Genomic DNA, 20948 nt, shown 5'->3' on the forward strand with positions numbered 1-20948 from the left:
TAGAATTAATTTGCTAATTTTTGAACTAACATTGCAGCAGCAAGCTGGATGCGTTGATATTTTTTAGACATAGCTTGAGAATTAGATTCGTCTCCCATCTGGTGGTAAATTTTGGCGAGTACGTTCACAGGGGGACTAAATGCTGGCATTAGTTCGCTTACCTTCAAGAAATGCTCGCACGCCTGTTTTAAATTGCCTTGTTTGGCGTAAATTCTGCCGAGTAATGAATGAGCGCCACAGGCCGTCATATCATCTTGTAATGCGGCGTGCAGAAAGTTGGCTGCACGTTGGGGATATCCTGCTTGTAGAAGCAAATTTCCTAACCTAAAGTTGAGTTGGGGGTGGCGATCGCCTATTTTCTTGTAAATTTGATGGTGCTTGAACACCGGGCGCAAATCACCCAATTTGCTATACAACAGCCCTAACGTAAAGTGAGCGATCGCCAATTCCTGTTGATTCACTTGGCTTACTTCTAGACGTTGTTCCAATTCTTCTAAGTTTTGCCGCTCAAATTCTAAATTACGACTTGCTAATTCGCTGATGGAACGTAGAACACTATCCCGATAATTAGCATCTAAACTGGCCGCTTGGTTTTGATAGTCTTGGGTAAGTTCAGGATGGGATTCTGCTAGGCTGAGTAGGTAGTAAGTTGCAGCACAGTTAGGGAACTGTTGTAGTTCCTCCAGGCAACCAGTGACAACAGATCCAGCGTCTCCTTGTCGCAATTTTTTGTCGAGATCGAATAAGCGCGAGTAATGGCTGGAATTTTGGCGATCGCCTTGCCACAAAGCAGCAAGATAATCTGCAAAAAACCGATAACGCAATGGTGTGTAGCCACTACTAACTGAACGAGTGATAGTCACAAAATCGGATGTTAAAGGCAACTGTTGCAAGCTAGTAAATACCTCTTGCGGATCGATCCAAGGTTCGTCAGCAGGCAATTCAATAAAATAGTCGATATCGATATCAATTAAGCTGTCTTCTGGCAGCTGCAATTGAGCTAGATCGCGATAGTCGCAAATAACTACATCCAATCCCAGCAATTTGCCTTCTACGATATTACCAACTAGCTTAAAACTCGCTAAATCTTCCAGGCTGAGTCCTTCCATTGATTGCAACTTGCCGAGAATCTCTTGGGTTTTTCCTTCCTGATTTTGCTCTTGTTGTTGCGGGGGATTCACCCAAATCAAACGTGAAATCATGCCCAAGCGATAAGCCGGATATAAGAAATCTTCAATACTATAGCTGTAACCGCGATCGGGCAGCATATGATGGGGCTTATCTAATTTAGCTAATTCCTCAGCCGTCGTACAATTTTCTAGTGCGGCCATGCGCTTCTGGCTGACTACCTGAAGGTCTATATGTGCATCTAAATAAATTAAAGTCTTACCTTGAATTCTCTGCTGCTTCCACTCTGGTAAGACAGCAGAATGCTCTTCAAATATGATAGTTTTCATGATTTTTTTTGGTTTTATGGGTATTATTTTAGTAAATAACCACTATAAATTGCATTCTAAATGTATTTAAAAAAAAGGTAAGATACGTGTTAAAAAAGTTTACGAACTAGAGTTGTAAATCTCAACTCAAAATCAACATCCTGAACTTTCCATAACTTTTATCAACTTGCAAAAAAAAATTGCAACGAACTCCTGAATTTTTAAGAACTTATCCAGATTGCGGTTCAATAACGGTTGGATTATAAAAGGATTATGTCTGATTTCTGATGATTTGATTCAGAAAACATAAATTCAATCTGGTTAAATAATTACTAGGAGAATTCAAATGTCTAAAGAAGCTGTTGAACAAATGTTCCAAGCTGCTAGAGAAGATGCAGCTTTACAACAGAAACTAGAAAGTGCTAGTGGATATGCAGAAGCTGTGAAAATTGGTGCTGACAATGGTTTTAGCTTTACTGAAGAAGAAGCACAAGCTTTCCTAGCTGAACGTGGCTTAATAGAAGGAGCCGAAGGAGAATTATCAGAAGAAGCCCTGGAAGCTGTTGCAGGTGGACTGTTCGACAACTGGAGAATTAGGATCAGATGGGGTGGTGGCTGGTAGTTCCTAGTTGTGATAACTCTACAGCACGGTGCAGTTTTGACTTGCTAGCTCGATTCATTGAGTAGGTTTTGGTTACGTTAGAGGTAAGTCATACAATAGTCCAAGAGAAAAGGGTTTATATCATTCCAGTCATGAAACCCTTTCTCTTGCCTAACTTTAAAATTACAATTTTTAATTAAGCTAAAATTTTATCCTTTTTTTTAAGATGTTTTTAATTGATATCTCAGACAAAGCTCAAAATTTCAACTAATTTAATTTATTGGTTTAGAGTAATTTAATTAGTCTTTATGAATTCAGCCATGAGTGTGAGTAATAAACTGAGAGTTAATCATGTTCTCAAATAAAACTCACGCGATCGCCCAACGTTAAGCAAGAGCAAAAATCTGATGGATGTACTGAAAGCTTGGCAAGAACTCCTACAACCAGAGAATGTTTTAACAGACGAAGCAAATATTGGTGCTGTCCAAACAGCAACATTTGCCACCAAACAGCGAGTGCTGGCAATGATTCGTCCAGGCGATCGCACAGAAGTACAAGAATGCGTCAGAATTGCGAATCAATATCAAACTCCCATTTATCCTATCAGTCGGGGCAAAAATTGGGGCTTGGGTTCACGAGTTCCTGTTCAAGATAACTGTGTAGTGATGGATTTGAGCAGGCTGAACCGCATTGTTGAATATAACGAAAAGCTGGCTTACATCACTGTAGAACCTGGAGTCACCTTTCAACAAGTATATGAATACTTGCGTGATATTAAGTCCAACTTATTTCTGTCTGTGATTGGCGGTTCTCCCTATGCTAGTTTAATCGGCAATGCCCTAGAAAGAGGAGATGGCTTTGGGCCTTATGGCGATCGCGCTAGTTACGTTTGTGGTTTTGAGGTAGTTTTACCAACGGGGGAACTTATTCATACTGGATTTGGACGGTTTGCCCACGCCAAAACTACATCTGTGAGTCGTTGGGGAGTCGGCCCTTCCCTAGATGGCATATTTGCTCAGTCTAATTTGGGAATAGTTACTCAAATGACTGTGTGGTTAACACCCATACCCAAAGATTATCAATCTTTTAATTGTATTGTTAAAGATCATGATTCGTTAGAAAAACTTATAGATATTATTCAAAAATTAATACTGCAAGGTACAATTCAGGAAAACTGTTTTAGTTTTTGGAATTGCTACAAAGTTTTAGCCAGAGAAGGGCGATATCCCTGGCAACTTTTAGGCGGAAAAACACCTTTTTCCCTCAAAGATTTAAAAGGTGTCGAACCTTGGGTTGGCAGTGGAAGTTTATATTGCGCCAGTCGAGAACAAGGATTAGCAGTACGAAAAATAATTGAGGAAGCATTAACTGGACAAGTAGCTCAAATATTTTTTAGAGACGATGACGATAGCAGTGAATCATCAGATTTAGGCCTTGGTGTTCCTAGTGAACTCAACATTAAAAGCACTTATTGGCGCAAGAAAATCAAAATTCCTTCTCATCTCGATCCCGATAGAGATGCTTGTGGTGTTCTTTGGCTTTGTCCACTATTTCCTTTCGATGGAAAGCAAATTGTCACAGTCTTAACAACCATTGAATCGACAATTAAATCCTATGGATTTGAGCCAAATATTGCCATGAGTTGTGCAACAAGTAGAAGTGTCAAAATGTTTATTGCTATTATGTATGATCGCGATGAATCTGACGCAGATCATCGAGCTATGTCATGTCACGATCAGCTATTACAATTCTTGCTGCAATCAGGATATATTCCTTATCGGTTAGGGATTCAATCGATGAATTCTTTACCTGTCGCCACAGATGATTATGATCAGTTAATTAGAAACTTGAAAAAGCAATTAGACCCTAATAATATCCTGGCTCCCGGTAGATACGATAGTCAATAATCATTACTCATTAGTTTTTACCCTATACCCCCATTTCTTATACCATTTCACGCAAAACCTGATACAGATCTAAACCCTGAAAGCTTTGCTGCATCTAAGTTTTTAATTGCGTTAGCGGAGCGGGGCGTTAGCCCATTGCGTTAGCGGAGCGGGACGTTAGTCCATTGCGAATTGCGAATTGGTATTATTTATAGGACTATTAAATTTGGAGTATAAAATACTATGAAAATTGCTGTCATTGGTGGAGGCACAGCAGGATATATTGCAGCATCACATATCAGCAAACATTTTCCTCAGTTTAACCTGTATCATATTTATGACTCTACTATTCCCACAATTGGGGTAGGGGAAGGTACAATACCGTACTTTTTAACATGGTTAGATAAAATTACTAACTTGAGCTATGCCGAACTAGAAAAACGATGCCATATTACTCGTAAATTTGGTATTAGTTTTGAAAATTGGGGAGTCGAACACGAACAGTTTTTTCATCATTTTTACCCCGTCGGTGAGACGTATGCTTATCATATTTCTGCCGTTGAAATCGTGAATCTTCTCCAAGAGTATATTTGTGCTACAAAAATTGATTGCCAGGTGATTGATGTTAAAAGTAACGGAATTTCAGCCAATATAATCTTCGCAAATAATACTAATCTAGAAGTCGATTTGGCAATTGACGCGCGTGGTTTTCCCAAATCTTTTGATGATGATTACATTCAAATGTCTTGGATTCCTACCAATGCAGCTTTAATTCGCCAAACTCCAGGAGATAATGATCATCTGATTGAGCTAAAAATGGGCAGCCATTTGTTGAAGTATCAATCTGCTACTAGAAGTATCGCTCGACCTCATGGTTGGATTTTTACAATTCCGCTTACCAATCGCACATCTTATGGTTACATTTATAACCGTAATCTTAATTCTCTTAGCGAAATAGAAGCAGATTTTGATGAATTTTTTCTGCATGAAAAAATTACCTACAGTGGACAGCCTAAAAATATAAATTTTCCTAATTTTACTGTACGCAATTGTTTTGATGGCGCTGTTTTTAAAATTGGCAATACATCTGCATTTATTGAACCTTTAGAAGCAACCGCCATCGGATATATTTTGCAACAAGTAGAAGCAATATCTTGTTGGGTGCTTCGTGCTTTTGCTAAAGTTGATCAGCGAGAGAAATTAGATGAAACCCAGTTGAGAGTATTCAATCAATATTTTCTCAACTACGCTTATAAGATTTCCATATTTGTTGGCTGGCATTATACGATGGGATCTCGCTTCAATACAAAATTCTGGGAATTTGCTAAAGATAATTTTTACCAAGAAATTACCAAATTAGAAAACGATCAGCTGTTAGAAGAATTTTATAGTCTTTTAGAATTGGCAGCCCAATTACCTCATCCAATTGAAAACTTTCCTGAATTCTCATCAACATTAGCAGAGATCACAAATATTTTCACAGCTTTGCTCGCAGGCTTTACCAAAACATTCGGACAGTGGACTAAGCCAAGTTTTACCGAAGTCGGATATGGTATTGGATATTTTTCTAATTAGAATTATGGGAAAAATCTACAAACAAACATGAACATGGGTATGGGGCATTTATCCCTATTCCCTTGTTTCAAATAGGATTATTGTTGTTTCTAAGTTGCTCGGCACGTTGCTGCAAATTTTGAAAGAAATCCTGGTTAACAATCTCTGCCACTTCGCTTTCTTTTCTCGATTGATCAATTTGAATTTGTAATTCCATTACTTGTTGTTTTAGTTTCTGTTCTCGTTTGTGAAATTCGCGAGACATATGAATCGCAGCTGCGGCTTGGTTAGCCAAAGCACTCAAAAACTCTAAATCTTCCTCTGTATAGCGGACAAGAGGAGATAAATTATCGACGTATAACACCCCGATAGTTTCCTGATAGTTTTTGAGGGGGACACACATACAATTCTGAATTTTGTCTATAAAAACAGAGACAGAATCAGAAAATCGCTGATCGTGCTTGGGATCTTGAGTAATAATTGCATCCCCACTTTGATAAGCGACATTGACTATCCGGCGACTGTAAAACTGTTGGTCATGATTAATATAATCTCGTAACTTCACAGCTTTTGGTTCAAGTTGTTGAGACTCTTCGTCAAGCAAGAGAATTACTGCCCGATCAATTCCCATAGTTTGAAACAGCAAATCCAGGATTTTTTGGAGAATTTGTTCAGGTTCATCAGGAGAACAGAGCTGTTTGCTAACTTCTAACAGAATTTTGAGTTTGTTAACTGATTTCTGCTCACTATTGTGAGTATTAAATTTGAGAATTGACGCATCTTTAGGCTGCTGGTTGACTAAATTTTCTAGTTGAACTGCCATTTGAGGCAGAGGAATTTGTTTGAAATTACCGCTTAATACTTCTTTAGCATCGATATGATGCACCTGGGATGTAGTTAGGTGATGCACAAATTTGAACGGAGCTGTACCGCAACAAATAACATCACCATCACCCAGTTGATAGGTATTGATTGGCACTTGATTGACAAAAGTATGATTGCGACTTTGACAATCTTGAATAGTCACTCCGTTGGCGGTGACGTGAATCTGTGCATGGTAACGGGATACGGTTTCTTCTAGTAAGACAATAGTATTACCGATTTGGCGACCAATGGTGTTAACCCCTGGCTTTAATTCATAAACTCTCTCACTTGGCGTTCCAGGAGCGTAGATTAAATAAGACACGTTTACTGCTGGGATATTCTGTAGCTATTACTTTACATCAGTGCCAAAAAATAGACACTTAGCTGGTAACTGAAAACAATTAAATTGTAACTGTCTTGCTAGTAATTTGTTTAGCCATTTTTTGCAGCACTGTACTGATAGGATGGTTACTGTATTTAATTGTAAAGATACCTTGACTAGCTAAACGTAGCATATCTGGAGAGTCAGGTAGGATACCCAACACTGGCACATTGTAAGTAGCTTGGACTTGTTGACACATTTGCTCAAAGTTGTATTCAGGTAAGGCTTTGTTAACGATGAGAAACAGATTAGGGACTTTGAGCCGCCGAGCCACATCCACTGTTACAGCTGTTCCCTGAAAATCTTGTTGATCTGGTCTCAAAATTAACAGCACAATCTGGGAAACTGTTAAGGAAAGTAACGTTTCTTCACTTAGGCCTGGATGGGTATCAACAAATAGATAATCTAGTTTTAACTCCTTAATCAGCTGCTGATAACCTGCAAATAATAATTCTGCATCAAAACCTTCTCTTAATATCCGAGAAATATCATTGATTTTGACGCTGGCAGGCACTAAATACAGTTTGCTAGTGGGAGTTCCCTGTCCTTCAAGAACATGACTCACATCACAGGCAACATCGCTAATTTTACTTCTACCCCAGAGAAAATCATTGAGTGTGCCATAGCCGTGCTTATTCCCAAATCCGAAGAGAATATGAATACCAGGGGAAGGCAAGTCAGTATCAATAATTCCAACGCGATTTCCCTCACGGGCAACCAGGGTAGCAAGATTAGCTGTGGTGTTAGATTTGCCAGTGCCGCCCCGATAAGAATGAATCGAAATAATTTTTGACATTTTGTTAACTAAGCTAAACATAACAAAAATAAAACATAGAGTATATTTTAAAACATCTTTTTAATTTAATATTATTCCTAACATACCTTTGTTGGCTTCTGCGGTAGTAATGAATTCTTTAAAGTTTTGTGCCGATATTTTGGCAGATTATGGAGCTAGCGAGTCAGAAATCCTAGAATTACTGACCTACAATCATAATGTCTTCGCTCCCCCTCTGCTAGAGCAACTGCACCAACCGCAGTCAGAATCCTATCTTGCTACTTGGGAGCAATATGCCAAAAATGCCGCCACCGTTGGGGCTTATGCAGCATTGCAACCGCACTTAGTGCAGTTACAGTTTCCCATTATGGCTGGTATCAGCGAAACAGAAGAATATCGCGCCGCAACGCGCAAAGGGAAATCAACCACTCAGATGAAGACTGCCACAGGGTTGACGTTGTTCCAACCAGAACAACTCCAACTGTATATTTATCCAACCTTAGCAGGTGGAATTCCAGTCTTAGTGGCAGGCAACCGACCTGATTTTACCAGCTTAGTCCAAGCACTGACCAGACGCAACGAACCCCATCCTGTGCCAGATTCAATGGGGGCTTGCATTGTAGCAGGATATAACAATTGGCATCGAGTCCACCAATATCAGCAACAATGGCTCCTAGAAAATCAAGATCATCAAGGAGATTGGGCAGCCGAGTTTCAAAGGTTAATTAAGCGTCCAGAACTGTATCAAGATCGGTTTATCTTGCTCAGTCGGGGGGCATATAGTAACGTTACCGCCACGGATTTAGGACTTGACGAGCAAACATGGCTCGAACTCTCTGGGAAAATTCGCTTAGAACACGAATGTACTCATTATGTAACACGGCGTTGGTTCGGCTCGATGCGAAATAACATCCTCGACGAGATCATTGCAGATTATCGAGGGATGATAAATGCGATCGCCACTTATCGGGCCGATTGGTTTTTACATTTTGTAGGTTTAGAAGCTTTTCCGACCTATCGTCAAGGGGGCAGATTAGAAAATTATCGAGGCGAACCGCCACTCTCAGACGGGGCGTTTAAAGTTTTACAAAGATTAGTTAAAAACGCTGCCGAAAATCTAGAAAAGTTTGAGCAAGAATATCGCCACGCAGTCAGAACCAAGCCAGAAGAGATGGCGATATTAATGGCTTTGACAACACTAAGGCTAGAAGAATTAGCCTCTGAGCAAGGAGTATCTCTGATAGAAACAGCCGTTAATGATCAAAAAAAACTTATTTTCAACGCCCATGAAATCGAAACTAGGTAAAAGGAAACCGTTGAGATATTCCCAATTAAATAGGTGAAATTTATGATAGATATTTTTCTCAAACAGTTAAGTAATAGTGATATCCAATGGCTCAAGCAAAACGGACACCAGCAGAACCTTCAGTCAGGAGATGTTTTAATTGAACAGGCGCGAACCTCGGATTTTTTCTACCTGCTCATTAGCGGCGAACTGACAGCCAGCATTAGTCAAAACCAAGGTGGCAGATTAGGCAATATTTTTGCTGCCCTAGAGGACGATCAAGATTTAGAACAAGAAATTGCCCGCTTTTCCCCTGGAGAAGTCATAGGCAAGATGCCTGTAGTCGAACTCACCCCAGCCGCAATGACTGTAAGAGCCGTAGAAAATTCGGCTTTGCTAGCCGTTCCCTATGAGTTACTCCAAGAACAACTAGAAGCGGATTTAGGTTTTGCGGCGCGATTTTATCGAGGCATTGCAGTGTTACTCTCAGAGCGGTTTGGGCGACTCATCCAACACTTTTTGCGTCACCAAAAAGGCCAAATTCCCCCACTACAGGATGTGCCACTAATTTTTGGCGAACTCAGCGATAGCGACGTTGACTGGATGCTAGGGGTGGGCAGATTGGAAGAAATATCAGCTGAAACAGTTCTGATCCGAAATGGTGAACAGATTGAAAATCTTTACATCATCCTCCAAGGTGGAATTGCTGTCTTCGTCAAAGAACAACAATCCAATCGGCTCCTCAGCCTCTTCACTGCACTAGAAAGCAATGAACAAACAGATGACTCCCTAGAAAGAGAAATCATGCGCCTCTACCGGGGAGAAATTCTGGGAGAAGCGATCACCTTAGATAACCCCATGTCAACTTACACCTTGAGAGCCTTAGAAAATTCTATTTTGCTGAAAATTCCCGAACAACAAATGCTAATCAAATTACAGCAGGATATCGGTACCGCAGCTCGCTTCTACCGTGTCGTTGCCATGTTGCTTTCAGGAAGATGGCAAGGACTAATTAGCCGTTTGGGATACGGGCGCACTCCCTACCAAATCGGGCAGAGTCTAGAACTAGGAGCAGAGTATGAAGATGAAATCGATCTCGATATCATGGATAACCTCACCCTCGGCGGAGCAAGATTTGACTGGATGCTCAAACGATTAAAAGTCAGTTAGACCTTTGTCAACGAGAAGTGCTTAGTTATTATGTCAGATTCATCAAACAAACTATTTCGTGAAGAAGCTTTAGAACGCCTATCCTCACCAGAGCGGCTCGACCAGCTCATGAACGTCGTCAATCCCAGAGCTTGGTTGCCTCTAGCTGGATTGGGATCATTAGTGGCTGTGGCTGCCGTTTGGAGCGTAGTCGGTCGGTTGCCCCTTACAGTCTCAGGACAAGGCGTGTTGCTCTATCCTCGCAGCGTTGTACAATTGCAAGCCCCAAGCGATGGGACAGTAGTCGAACTCAACATTAAATCTGGAGATAACATCAAAAAAGGAGATGTGATCGGTCTCATCAGCCAACCCGGACTGGAACAACAACTCCAGCAAGAAGAGAAAAAGCTGAGAGAATTATTAACGCAAGCCCAAGACAGCAATTCAGTTCTGACAACCAGACTAAATTCAGAACGGGCGAATCTAGCCAAACAGCGAGCTAACCTCAAAGCTAGCTTGCAACGAGAGTCTATCATCCCCACATTGCGCCAAAAAAACCTCAGATTACTCGCTCAAAATCGCGCTGCCATCGAAAAAAGACTGCGTAGCGACCAACAACTTTTACCGAGTTTGCGTCAAAGAAGCCTCGATTCTATTACACAAAAACGAGAAGGTCTTAACGATCGCTTAGAACAAATTAATAAATTACTGCCACAACTACAAACACAGCTAGAAGCTCGGCGCAAATTGTATGAGGAAAAAATCGTTAGTGCTGATGTGATGTTAAGCGCCCAACGAGAATACTTCGATAGTCTGGCCCAACTGTCTGATCTGGAAGCCCAACAAAAACAGCTAGAAGTAGAGCAAGCCAATACAGAACGGCAGTATTTAGATAGTCAAAACCAAACTAACGAACTCAACGTTAAAATCCAAGAAATTCAGGTTCAGCAAGTTGATATTGAAAGGCAATACCAGCAAAGTTTAAATACCCTGGACGAAATTAACTCTAAACTGCAAGACGTTAACAGTCAGCTGGCCAGGTTAGCTCAAGAAGAATTAGAAGCACAAATTAATAGAACCAATAATATTGAAGAGGTAAGAAGGAGAATAGCCCAATTAAAACGAGAAATAGAATTAAAAAGCCAAATTATCAGTGATTATGATGGCAAAGTCATTGAACTATCTGTAGTACCAGGGCAGATAGTGTCTGGTGGAACTCGTTTAGGAGCAGTGAATGCCAAAGGCACCGATGCCAAACTAATGAGCGTCATCTACTTCGCTGATAAAGATGGCAAACAAATCAAACCAGAAATGGAAGTGCAAGTTACCCCCAGTCTAGTCAAGCGAGAACGATTTGGCGGTATTTTGGGCAAAGTACAAACCGTGACACCTTTCCCGGTGACAGTGCAAGATATGTCAACCATCATCGGCAACCAAAATCTCGCTGAAAGTATGGCTGAAAGCTTGGCATCAGGCGGCGGTAAAGCGCCTATACAAGTGTTTGCAGAATTGGCAACCGCCAATACCAGAAGTGGCTATCAATGGTCGTCCTCCAAAGGACCTGACATCCAGCTGTCGTCGGGAACTACCGTACAGGTTCGCGTCAAAGTAGGAGAAATCGCGCCAATAGCTTACGTGATTCCGATCTTTAAGTCGATTACGGGGATTTATTAGGAAATTATGTCGATAGCACTGATTGGCAACTTTCTCAAACCCAGCGATCGCGGTCGAGTGCGAACTCCCACGATGCTGCAAATGGAAGCAGTAGAATGTGGAGCCGCCGCACTCGGCATTATCTTAGGCTACTACGGTCGGACAGTCCCCCTGACAGAATTACGGCGAGAGTGTGGCGTGTCTAGGGATGGCAGCAAGGCTTCTAACGTTCTCAAAGCAGCGCGGTTGTATGGTTTAAACGCCAAAGGATTTAAAAAATCCTTGGAGGAAGTGCAAACAATTAAACCTCCTTTTATCGTTTTTTGGAACTTCAACCACTTTTTAGTAGTAGAAGGATTTGCTGGTAAAACCGTCTATCTCAACGATCCCGGCACAGGGCCAAGAAAGGTTTCCTTCGAGGAATTCGACCAAGCATTTACGGGCGTAATCCTATTGATGGAACCGGGGCCGGAATTTCAAAAAGGCGGCAAAAAAAAGGGGATTATCAACGCTTTAACCTCTCGCTTGCAAACCTCACGTCAAGCATTGATGTTTTGTTTGATTGCCGGGCTGATACTGACAATTCCCCGCTTGGCGGTGCCAGCCTTTACGCAAGTGTTTGTCGATGAAGTTTTGGTAGAAAATCGCAGCGATTGGTTGCGTCCCCTACTTTTGGGGATGGTGTTCGTAGGGTTAATGAGAGGGTTGCTCGCTCGCCTACGACTGACTTATCTACGACGGTTACTGCTGAAGTTGTCCGTTGCCATGTCAGGGCAGTTTCTCTGGCACACAATCCGCTTGCCAGTTGGGTTTTATGCCCAACGCTTCGCCGGAGAAATCAGCAGTCGCGCTCAACTCAACAATAAAGTAGCTGAGGTACTCTCAGGGCGTTTGGCAACCACCGTAATCGACTCGATCATGATGGTGTTTTATGCCCTGATCATGTTGTTTTATGATCCAGTATTGACCTTGATTGCCATTCTCTTTGCTAGTGCCAACTTCGTTGCCTTGCAATCTCTGTCCCGCAACCGCGTGGATGCCAATATCAGACTCTCTCAAGAAACCGGTAAGGTAGCAGGTATAGCCATTAGCGGGATTCAAACCATTGAAACCGTCAAGGCAAGCGGGTTAGAGTCAGACTTATTTTCTAAGTTTGCTGGTTACTATGCCAAAACCATTAATGCCCAGCAGGAATTAGGATTACCTACCCGATTGTTAGGAACATTGCCGACAGTATTGACTTCCCTGGCCGTCACCTCGATTTTAGTAGTGGGGGGATTGCGAGTCATGCAAGGTTCCCTGAGTATCGGGGGACTGGTTGCTTACCAAGCCCTCACACAAGAATTTCTCAAGCCTGTTAACGACTTGGTGAATTTTGGTAGTACGCTGCAAGAGTTAGAAGCAGATTTAAATCGTTTAGATGACGTTTTAGAAAACCCAGTTGATCCAGAAGCAGAACGAGAAGTTGATCGTGACAGCAACAACTTAGAAATCTATAGCCAAGATTCCTTTAAATTGCAAGGATATATCAAGATACATGGACTGACATTTGGCTATAATCGCCTGGATGAACCCCTGATTAAAGATTTGAGCTTCAACTTAAAACCCGGTCAAAGAGTTGCTCTTGTCGGTGGTAGTGGTTCAGGCAAGTCTACCGTGGCTAAGTTGCTCACCGGACTTTATCAATCCTGGTCTGGCGATATCCTCTTAGACGGCATCCCTCGCCATCAAATTCCTCGCCCCATTCTGGCCAGTTCTTTGGCGATGGTAGAGCAGGAAATCTTTCTGTTTGCCGGCACTGTGCGGGAAAATCTCACCCTTTGGGACCCCACTGTACCAGAAGAAGATATCATCAGAGCCTGTCAGGATGCAGCCATCCACGATCTCATCCTCAATATGCCAGGGGGCTACAATACCCAGCTCAGTGAAGGCGGCAGGAATTTAAGTGGAGGCCAGCGTCAACGGTTAGAGATTGCCCGTGCTTTAGTGAGAAATCCCTCTGTCTTGGTTCTGGATGAAGCCACCAGTGCGCTCGATGCAGAAACCGAGTTAATTATCGATAGAAACCTCCGACGACGTGGTTGTTCCTGCGTCATCGTCGCCCACAGACTCAGTACCATTCGTGATTGTGATGAAATTATTGTCTTAGCGCGGGGAAAAGTTGTACAGCGAGGCACCCACGAAGAATTACGCAGCAGCCCTGGAGTCTATACCCGCTTAGTTGGTACTCAAGAAGGATAAATTATTGCACTATGACTATTGCTCGGCAAGGACGCACTGTTAAAGGTAACGAACCGTTGCTCTTAAATGATCCCCAGACCATCTGGTTCGTGAAATCGGGTTCTCTAGTCTTGCATGGCATCTTAGTAGAAAACGAAGAGATTAAAGGTAATCGCCGCTTTCTGTTTAACGTGGGTGCAGGAGAGGCCTTGTTTGGAGCTACTTTTGCACCCAGTACCGCAGACAACGAACAAAGAGGCATTTTGGCAGTAGCCCTGGAAGAAACCGAACTGCTGGAGTTGCCATTAGTGGAGTTGGTAGAGCAACTCAAAGATCGTAACTTGGAAGCGATCGCCCTCATTGAAGGCTGGCTTAGTCATTTAGGGGAATGGTTACAAGAGCAGCTAACAGCAGCCAACGCGCCCAATAATAGCATCATCGCCCAAGGCACACACTATTTATCACTACTCAAAGAGCAAACCCTAGTTCCGTCTCGCTCCTTGGGCAACCCCGAAGAAGTAGGACAAATGGTTTGGGTAGATGTGCGCCAGGGTAATACCCATTGGCAGGGTATTGCAGACTTTAAAGTTGATAGTTCTGCCCCACTCATGCCTCTGATGTTCGGCACTTGGTTAGAGGCAGAAAATTCCGTAGAAGTTTATACAACTCCCACCCTAGAACTAGAACAAGTCGAGCAGATTCCCGCCAGTCTTACCCAGTTACACGCTTATTTTTTCCACTACTTTAATCTCCTAGAGCAGCAACAAATCGAGTCAGAATTTCGCCGCTTTCAACAAAGGCAAAAACTCAACCGCCAGATGATTGAAAGCTCGATGGGAGAACTAGCATCAGTCTTAGACCCCCAAAAAGCAGAGTATTTTCATGAAGGGACTCCCTTACTGATTGCGGCTGGAGCAGTAGGGAGAGCAATGGGAATTCCCATCGTCGCCCCAGCAAAATCTGAAGACTTTGATCGCGTTAAAGATCCTGTGGAGGTAATTGCCAGAGCTTCCCAATGTCGTACTCGTCGGGTGTTGCTGATTGGGGACTGGTGGCAAGAGGAACATGGGGCTTTGTTAGCCTACACGAAAGCTAACCAGCCAGTAGCTTTATTGCCAGATCAAAATCAGCGTTATCTGCTCTTTGATCCCGAATCTTTGACTCGCAGACCAGTGGATAACGAGGCGATCGCTAACCTCAAACCAGAAGCCTACGTATTTTATCGCCCCTTGACCCACAATGTTACCAACGCGGTAGAGATTTTCCGTTTTGGCATCAAGGGCTATGAAAAAGATTTAGCCGCAATCATCATCTTGGGCATCTTAGCATCCTTGCTGGGCATGGTAACGCCCCAAGCCACAGCCATCTTAGTCAACGATGCCATTCCCGATAGCGATCGCTCTTTGCTATTCCAACTAGGACTGGGTTTGTTTGCGGCTGCTTTCGGCCAAGCCACCTTTCAGCTAGCACAGCAGATTATTACCCTGAGAGTCGAGAGTGCGGCTGATGCCTCTCTACAACCAGCCATTTGGGATCGCATCCTCAAATTAAGTCCGGCATTTTTCCGCGACTACGCCTCCGGCGATTTGGTGAATCGGCTGTTAGTCGTTAGTCAAATTCGCAGTCAAATCAGTGGTTCTACCCAGCGTACCCTGTTAACAGGTGTATTTGCACTCCTCAACCTCGTGCTGATGATCGTCTACAGCTGGAAACTGGCACTTGTAGCTGTTGGTTTGGCCGTTTTAGTCATCATCGTTACCGTAGTATCCAGTCGAATGATAGTCTACAAAAAACGCCTCCAAGAAGAATTAGATGGGGATATCAATGGACTGACGGTAGAACTCATCGAAGGCGTAGCCAAGTTGCGCGTTGCCGCAGCTGAAGAACGAGCATTTGCCTCTTGGGCGAAAAAATACAGCCAACGCTCAAAATTACAATCCGGAATCAAACGCATTGATGATAGCATCACGGTTTTTAATGAAGCCGTACCCGTTGTCAGTTCCGTACTCACATTTTGGTTTGCGATTCTATTTATTCAGATGGCTGCACTTGAGAGAACCTCCAGTGGACTATCACCAGGAACATTTCTGGCCTTTAATGCGGCTTTTGCTGTGTTTATTAGTGGCGCAACAGAAATCAGCAACACTCTGACTGATATTTTGGAAATATTTCCCCTGTGGGAAAGAGCCAGACCAATTGTACAATCACCCCTAGAATCCGATCCCAGTAAGGCAGATCCAGGGCGATTGACAGGACGCATTTCTCTAGAACACGTCACCTTCCGCTATCGGGAAGACGGTCCTCTCACCCTTGATGATGTCAGTATCCATGCCGAACCCGGAGAATTTATCGCCATAGTAGGGCCGAGTGGTAGCGGTAAATCCACAGTTTTTCGCTTGTTGTTAGGTTTTGAGACTCCCTTAAGCGGGACAGTGTATTATGACGGACAAGACCTAGCTGGACTGGATGTGCAAGCAGTGCGTCGGCAGTTGGGTGTAGTGCTACAAAATGTCCGCATTTCTTCTTCCCCCATATTTGACAGCATTTCAGCTGGGGCTTTAGTCACCTTAGATGAAGCTTGGGAAGCAGCCCGCATGGCAGGATTTGACGCAGATATTAAATCAATGCCAATGGGAATGCACACAGTGATTAGCGAAGGTGGTACTAATCTTTCGGGCGGACAAAGACAAAGACTTTTGATTGCCCGCGCCTTGGTTTTAAAACCCAAAATTCTCCTGATGGATGAGGCAACTAGCGCCCTCGATAATCAAACCCAAGCTATTGTCACTGCCAGTTTAGATCGAATGAATGCGACTCGGGTCGTCATTGCCCACCGTCTCAGCACCATTCGCAATGCTGATCGGATTTATGTTGTAGAAGCAGGGCGCGTCATGCAAGTAGGAAATTATGATGAATTGATGAAGGAAGAGGGGTTATTTGCTCGCTTAGTAGCTAGACAGTTGGATTGATAGGCAAATAGGCAAATAGGCAATAGGCAATAGGCAATAGGCAATAGGAAAGAAGGGAGAACAGTGTAAATAATTAAAGGTTTGTAGTCAGGACTTTAGTCCTAAAAAAAGGGCTAAAGTCGCTTACTACAAACTAATTTTCCATTATTTTATTTTGAATTTTGTTCGCCCTTGGCGTTCCCGTTCGCGTAGCGTCTCCGATAGGAGAAGGGTATTTTGAATTTTGAATTTATTTATTGCCTATTGCCTTTCACAAAGAGATTTGTCAAGATATCACGCTGATGAATATCTCTCAGATAATCAACATGATTAGGCAAACATTTTTTCAACTGTTGAGAATAGTTACTTAATTGAGTAAACAACTGTGTAGATAAACCTTGCTGATATGTGACAATAGGCAAAACTTTCTCAGGTAAATATCCCATTCCTGCCAAAATACAGACATAAGAATAATCTCCAAATAATGGCTGAGATACTGCCGAAAAATTCTGACTAGGCCACATGAATCGCCATTGTTCTAATCGCTGTTGCAATGAATCGGGAATCTTCAGGTTATATTTATTAGCTTGCCAAAATGGGGTGTCTTCTCTTTGAGTTAAGCAATAATGAAGCACAATAAAATCGCGGATATCTTCATATAAATTCTGCATTGTGCGATTGTAATTTTCCCTGAGCATGGGGTCAAATTTTTGGTCGGGAAAATTTTGGAGTAAATGATACAATCCCGCTTCAATCAGATAGATGCCTGTGGATTCCAAGGGTTCGATAAATCCACTACTTAAGCCAATGCTGACACAATTTTTTACCCATGTATTACGGGTTTTGCCTACCCTGATTTGGAGATGTCGGGCGGGAGTAGTATATTCTTGTAAGTGCTGTCTTAACTCCATTTCGGCTTGTTCAGGAGAAATAAAAGCACTAGCATAAACATAACCGTTGCCGCTTCTCTCTACCAGTGGCGTATTCCATGCCCATCCTGTACTTAAAGCGGTTGAGGTGGTGTAAGGATTAATGCCGCCCCGCTTTTCGTTATACTTGTCTCCACTTTCATATAATACTGGTAAAGCCACGGCGCGATCGCACAATAAGGAATCGCTATAAGAAATAAAAGGTTCTTGCAGTGCCTGATTGATGAGTCTGCCACTAAAACCCGAACAATCAATAAATAAATCTCCGGCAACTTCACCATGATTTTCTGTGACTAAATGGCGGATAAACCCGTTTTCATCGAAAGCAACATCTAAGACGTGATCAACAATTTGCCTGATACCTTCTGATTTTCCCTTCTGCTTGAGATAGGTAGCTAGCAATCCGGCATCTAAATGATAGCCATAGTCACCCACTGTAGTGTGAGGGTTGCGATTGTTGACAGACTTGGGTGATTTTTGAGCTGCACACAACTCGACGGCTGCAAAGCAACTAGCATCAAAAGCTGCCGAATTGCCCTGCAATTTACTTTGCAACCAATAGTGAAATAATGGTATCGATGAACCAGGAGTTTCTGGCAATCTAGTTAAGGGATGCCAATACTCATCCTTTCCCGGTAAACCCGACCAATTCACGAATTTAATGGCATTTTTAAAGGTAGCATTACATTTCACCATCCATTCACTTTCCGGAATGCCTAATAATTGCAATGTGCCAGGAAAGGTATGAATTGTGGCTTCACCAACACCAATGATGCCAATATCGGCAGACTCTATTAAGGTTATCTGACAAGGACTGCCTTGACCACTGTTTAAGATTTGATTTAAATATGTGGCAGATAACCAACCTGCTGAACCGCCACCCAGAATAACTATGTTTTGGATTTGTTGAGGATTTTGTAATTTCATAGTTGGTGTGATTTGTTGATGATTTGTTTAAGTGCCAATATTAAAAGCAATACAAATTCTTTCGTCTGGGGATTGATTGGGATGGACGTAATGATTGATATAAGAAGGAAATAACAGAAGTAGGTCTTGTTTAGGGGAATAAAAATAGCGATCGCTAGTATAAATACTACTTCTATTAATTAATTCATGAGGCATTGTCAAGCCTTGTTCTGATACTGGATTCAGAAAAACAATTTCTCCTGACTTTTCATCTGCTTGCAAATAATAAACCCCACTAAAAAAAGCATTAGGATGATTGTGGATGACATTATATCCCCCTGTAGGGTTGACATTAACCCAGGCTTTTTTAACAAATAATTGCTGTCTAGCTTCGACATCAATTTGATAATCTTTGCAAACAATCTCACTAAATACCTGCAAAATTACATCAAAAAATTCTTTAAAGAGCGGATGATGATTAATATCATCTCGACTTTGAAACGCATCTCTGGTGCTGCGATATTCCTGATAAATTCCCTTATCTAGATAAAGTTGATGAATTTCGTGAATGAGTTCAGCAATATAACTCTCTGATAAATTTAATTTAAACCCGTATATGGGAGTAAAAAATAAACGATTTTGAAATTTATGTTCAAATACCATATTTATCGTCGCCTATAAGTGTGGAAAAAGCCGTCCAGGCTTGATCAGCCTGGAGGCGAAGTTGTAACTATTCAACTCAATTTTTGTCCCCTAGCAACTACAGACTGTTTTATTTCGCTGCACCAGAGGTTTAGCATCAGAAACATAATTTTGATAAGCCTTGGCTACGTTATCACGGAAACGATTACCAAAACCATCACAATAGTTACTATGAAAATTACCAGTGTGATTCATCGCTAACACCGCACAACCACCACCACAGTAAAGGGCATAACGACATTTACGACAGGTAGGGTTACTGATCACTGTACGATTACGCCAAGTTTGATTTAACTCTTCGTTTAAAACTACTTCACTGTTTTCGGTGATATGACCAATGCGGATTTTTTTATCACCTGTTTTCTCCCAACAAGCATAGATATCAGCAAAGGGATCAAATACATACATTTTTTTATGTGCTTGACAAAAACTGGCTTTAAAAGGAGGCAGAGATTTTTTATTTTGGGATGGCTCTTTATATTGTTCAAATATCTCTCTAATCGTGTCAGGTAAAGCATCATCCGGAGGTAAAATAACTTCCATCTGCGGATATTCACGGCGCATTTCCTGTAAAGCCTTCTGCAAATGCCAGGAATTAAAAGTTGTTTTTACATCTGTGTTTTCATTAGAGGCATGGATGGGAGCAGTATAGGTAGCAAATTTTTCGTAGTTATGCCAACCACGCGCCATAATTTCCTCAGCTAACCGAGGCAATTGTTGGATATTGTTGCGGTCAATATTCATCCGCACACTCACCTGCACACCTAAGTCTAATGCCATGGTGATATTATCAGCTATTTTGTCAAAGGAACCACTACCATCTGCATAGATGCGGCGTTTGTCGTGTTCCAGTGCTGGCCCATCAAGGGTAATCTGCACGGATGAAATTTTATCAGGACTGAGTAAATCTTTATAAGCGTGTAACTCAGTTCCGTTACTAATGGCATCGAAACGCGCCTCACCGAGAGATAATGCCTTGTTAATAATGTATTCAATAATCGAGTGGTTTTCTGCTAGCAACGGTTCGCCGCCAAAGAAGGTGATACCGCGAGGAATATCTGCATCTGCTGGCACTCCATGACCTGCCTCAATTCGGGGCATAGCTGCAAAAATCCGATCAGCTATCTCCGGCTGCATTATTTGCAACAAGTGTTTAAAAGCGGGGTTAGTCCGCATATGATCTTGAAAACAATAAGCACACCGCAGATTGCAACTATAGGTGGGCATAATGATATAAGCTGGCATCAACAGGCTTTCAATCTGGTGCAGTTTCGTCGCCATTTTGACGAAAAATGCCTCTTCTTCTTCCTCCGTCATTTCGGTTAAGTAACCCCGCCGTTTAAGTGCGGCGATGGTTGCTGGAGAAGGTGCAACAATATCTGACTCCATAGGAGGTTCAGAAACCCATTCTCCGTACAGAGGTTTAGGGCGTTCCTTGACTTCAGCTGAACGTAAATAAGTAGCTATTGGTCGCTTAACTTTATCAAAAGCACCAGAGTAGCCATGCACAAGCAGAACTTCTTCTGGGTTGTTAGGCAAATCTACATAGATTGTATAACTACTTGTCCGCAGCATATTGTCTTTTCCTCATTGAATAAAGCTATGGAACTTTGGTTTTTTTTTATGAAAAGCTCTGAAAATAACAACCTGAATCGGTA

At 42.2% G+C, this 20948-nt stretch carries 14 protein-coding genes; 8 read left to right on the plus strand and 6 right to left on the minus strand.

Annotated elements, in window-relative coordinates; genetic code table 11:
• Nucleotides 1-5 precede the first annotated feature (5 nt).
• Nucleotides 6-1457: a UPF0489 family protein gene (locus NOS7524_RS27710; RefSeq protein WP_015137069.1), complete on the minus strand. Its 1452-nt coding sequence runs from the start codon at nt 1455-1457 to the stop codon at nt 6-8.
• A gap of 325 nt (nt 1458-1782) precedes the next feature.
• Here NOS7524_RS27710 and NOS7524_RS03405 point away from each other — a divergent pair, with 325 nt between their 5' ends.
• The 3 genes from NOS7524_RS03405 to NOS7524_RS03415 all read left to right on the plus strand — a co-directional run bounded on the left by NOS7524_RS03405 (nt 1783) and on the right by NOS7524_RS03415 (nt 5498).
• On the plus strand, nt 1783-2058 hold the full coding sequence (locus tag NOS7524_RS03405; protein WP_015137070.1) for a Nif11-like leader peptide family natural product precursor: 276 nt from the start codon (nt 1783-1785) through the stop codon (nt 2056-2058).
• 386 nt (nt 2059-2444) lie between these two features.
• Entirely contained in the window at nt 2445-3944 is a 1500-nt protein-coding gene (locus NOS7524_RS03410) for an FAD-binding oxidoreductase (protein WP_015137071.1), read from the plus strand.
• 222 nt (nt 3945-4166) lie between these two features.
• Nucleotides 4167-5498 carry a tryptophan 7-halogenase gene (locus tag NOS7524_RS03415; protein WP_015137072.1) on the plus strand — a complete coding sequence of 444 codons (1332 nt, stop codon included), beginning with the start codon at nt 4167-4169 and terminating at the stop codon, nt 5496-5498.
• 67 nt (nt 5499-5565) lie between these two features.
• Here the strand turns inward: NOS7524_RS03415 and NOS7524_RS03420 are convergent, their stop codons facing one another.
• Entirely contained in the window at nt 5566-6663 is a 1098-nt protein-coding gene (locus tag NOS7524_RS03420) for a GAF domain-containing protein (RefSeq protein WP_015137073.1), read from the minus strand.
• A 79-nt stretch (nt 6664-6742) separates the two neighbouring features.
• Nucleotides 6743-7519, minus strand: coding sequence for a MinD/ParA family ATP-binding protein (locus tag NOS7524_RS03425; protein ID WP_041555126.1), 777 nt, complete (start codon nt 7517-7519; stop codon nt 6743-6745).
• Between the two features lie 109 nt (nt 7520-7628).
• On the opposite strand from NOS7524_RS03425, the gene NOS7524_RS03430 reads away from it, so the two are divergent.
• From NOS7524_RS03430 to NOS7524_RS03450, 5 genes are read left to right on the plus strand one after another with little or no spacing between them, the layout of a single operon-like run.
• The gene (locus tag NOS7524_RS03430; protein ID WP_015137075.1) at nt 7629-8804 is read left to right on the plus strand and encodes a DUF7005 family protein; all 1176 of its coding nucleotides are present in this window, start codon (nt 7629-7631) and stop codon (nt 8802-8804) included.
• A gap of 42 nt (nt 8805-8846) precedes the next feature.
• Nucleotides 8847-9953, plus strand: coding sequence for a cyclic nucleotide-binding domain-containing protein (locus tag NOS7524_RS03435; RefSeq protein ID WP_015137076.1), 1107 nt, complete (start codon nt 8847-8849; stop codon nt 9951-9953).
• A gap of 30 nt (nt 9954-9983) precedes the next feature.
• Entirely contained in the window at nt 9984-11606 is a 1623-nt protein-coding gene (locus tag NOS7524_RS03440) for an NHLP bacteriocin system secretion protein (protein WP_015137077.1), read from the plus strand.
• A 6-nt stretch (nt 11607-11612) separates the two neighbouring features.
• The gene (locus NOS7524_RS03445) at nt 11613-13826 is read left to right on the plus strand and encodes an NHLP family bacteriocin export ABC transporter peptidase/permease/ATPase subunit (RefSeq protein WP_015137078.1); all 2214 of its coding nucleotides are present in this window, start codon (nt 11613-11615) and stop codon (nt 13824-13826) included.
• 11 nt (nt 13827-13837) lie between these two features.
• Nucleotides 13838-16774 carry an NHLP bacteriocin export ABC transporter permease/ATPase subunit gene (locus NOS7524_RS03450; protein WP_015137079.1) on the plus strand — a complete coding sequence of 979 codons (2937 nt, stop codon included), beginning with the start codon at nt 13838-13840 and terminating at the stop codon, nt 16772-16774.
• A gap of 233 nt (nt 16775-17007) precedes the next feature.
• On the opposite strand, the gene NOS7524_RS03455 is transcribed toward NOS7524_RS03450, so the two are convergent.
• The 3 genes from NOS7524_RS03455 to NOS7524_RS03465 all read right to left on the minus strand — a co-directional run bounded on the left by NOS7524_RS03455 (nt 17008) and on the right by NOS7524_RS03465 (nt 20865).
• Nucleotides 17008-18609, minus strand: coding sequence for a tryptophan halogenase family protein (locus NOS7524_RS03455; RefSeq protein WP_015137080.1), 1602 nt, complete (start codon nt 18607-18609; stop codon nt 17008-17010).
• A 27-nt stretch (nt 18610-18636) separates the two neighbouring features.
• A complete protein-coding gene (locus tag NOS7524_RS27715; protein ID WP_015137081.1) occupies nt 18637-19251 on the minus strand; it encodes a TIGR02466 family protein in 615 nt (204 codons plus the stop codon).
• A 90-nt stretch (nt 19252-19341) separates the two neighbouring features.
• Entirely contained in the window at nt 19342-20865 is a 1524-nt protein-coding gene (locus tag NOS7524_RS03465; protein WP_015137082.1) for a radical SAM/SPASM domain-containing protein, read from the minus strand.
• Nucleotides 20866-20948 lie beyond the last annotated feature (83 nt).

The organism is Nostoc sp. PCC 7524 (assembly GCF_000316645.1).
In the GTDB taxonomy this organism is placed as follows: domain Bacteria; phylum Cyanobacteriota; class Cyanobacteriia; order Cyanobacteriales; family Nostocaceae; genus Trichormus.

What these genes read in the sequence shown, in the direction of transcription:
- NOS7524_RS27710 (WP_015137069.1), bottom strand. Translation starts at nt 1,457, where the DNA reads ATGAAAACTATCATATTTGAAGAGCATTCTGCTGTCTTACCAGAGTGG.
- NOS7524_RS03405 (WP_015137070.1), top strand. Translation starts at nt 1,783, where the DNA reads ATGTCTAAAGAAGCTGTTGAACAAATGTTCCAAGCTGCTAGAGAAGAT.
- NOS7524_RS03410 (WP_015137071.1), top strand. Translation starts at nt 2,445, where the DNA reads ATGGATGTACTGAAAGCTTGGCAAGAACTCCTACAACCAGAGAATGTT.
- NOS7524_RS03415 (WP_015137072.1), top strand. Translation starts at nt 4,167, where the DNA reads ATGAAAATTGCTGTCATTGGTGGAGGCACAGCAGGATATATTGCAGCA.
- NOS7524_RS03425 (WP_041555126.1), bottom strand. Translation starts at nt 7,519, where the DNA reads ATGTCAAAAATTATTTCGATTCATTCTTATCGGGGCGGCACTGGCAAA.
- NOS7524_RS03430 (WP_015137075.1), top strand. Translation starts at nt 7,629, where the DNA reads ATGAATTCTTTAAAGTTTTGTGCCGATATTTTGGCAGATTATGGAGCT.
- NOS7524_RS03435 (WP_015137076.1), top strand. Translation starts at nt 8,847, where the DNA reads ATGATAGATATTTTTCTCAAACAGTTAAGTAATAGTGATATCCAATGG.
- NOS7524_RS03440 (WP_015137077.1), top strand. Translation starts at nt 9,984, where the DNA reads ATGTCAGATTCATCAAACAAACTATTTCGTGAAGAAGCTTTAGAACGC.
- NOS7524_RS03445 (WP_015137078.1), top strand. Translation starts at nt 11,613, where the DNA reads ATGTCGATAGCACTGATTGGCAACTTTCTCAAACCCAGCGATCGCGGT.
- NOS7524_RS03450 (WP_015137079.1), top strand. Translation starts at nt 13,838, where the DNA reads ATGACTATTGCTCGGCAAGGACGCACTGTTAAAGGTAACGAACCGTTG.
- NOS7524_RS03455 (WP_015137080.1), bottom strand. Translation starts at nt 18,609, where the DNA reads ATGAAATTACAAAATCCTCAACAAATCCAAAACATAGTTATTCTGGGT.
- NOS7524_RS27715 (WP_015137081.1), bottom strand. Translation starts at nt 19,251, where the DNA reads ATGGTATTTGAACATAAATTTCAAAATCGTTTATTTTTTACTCCCATA.
- NOS7524_RS03465 (WP_015137082.1), bottom strand. Translation starts at nt 20,865, where the DNA reads ATGCTGCGGACAAGTAGTTATACAATCTATGTAGATTTGCCTAACAAC.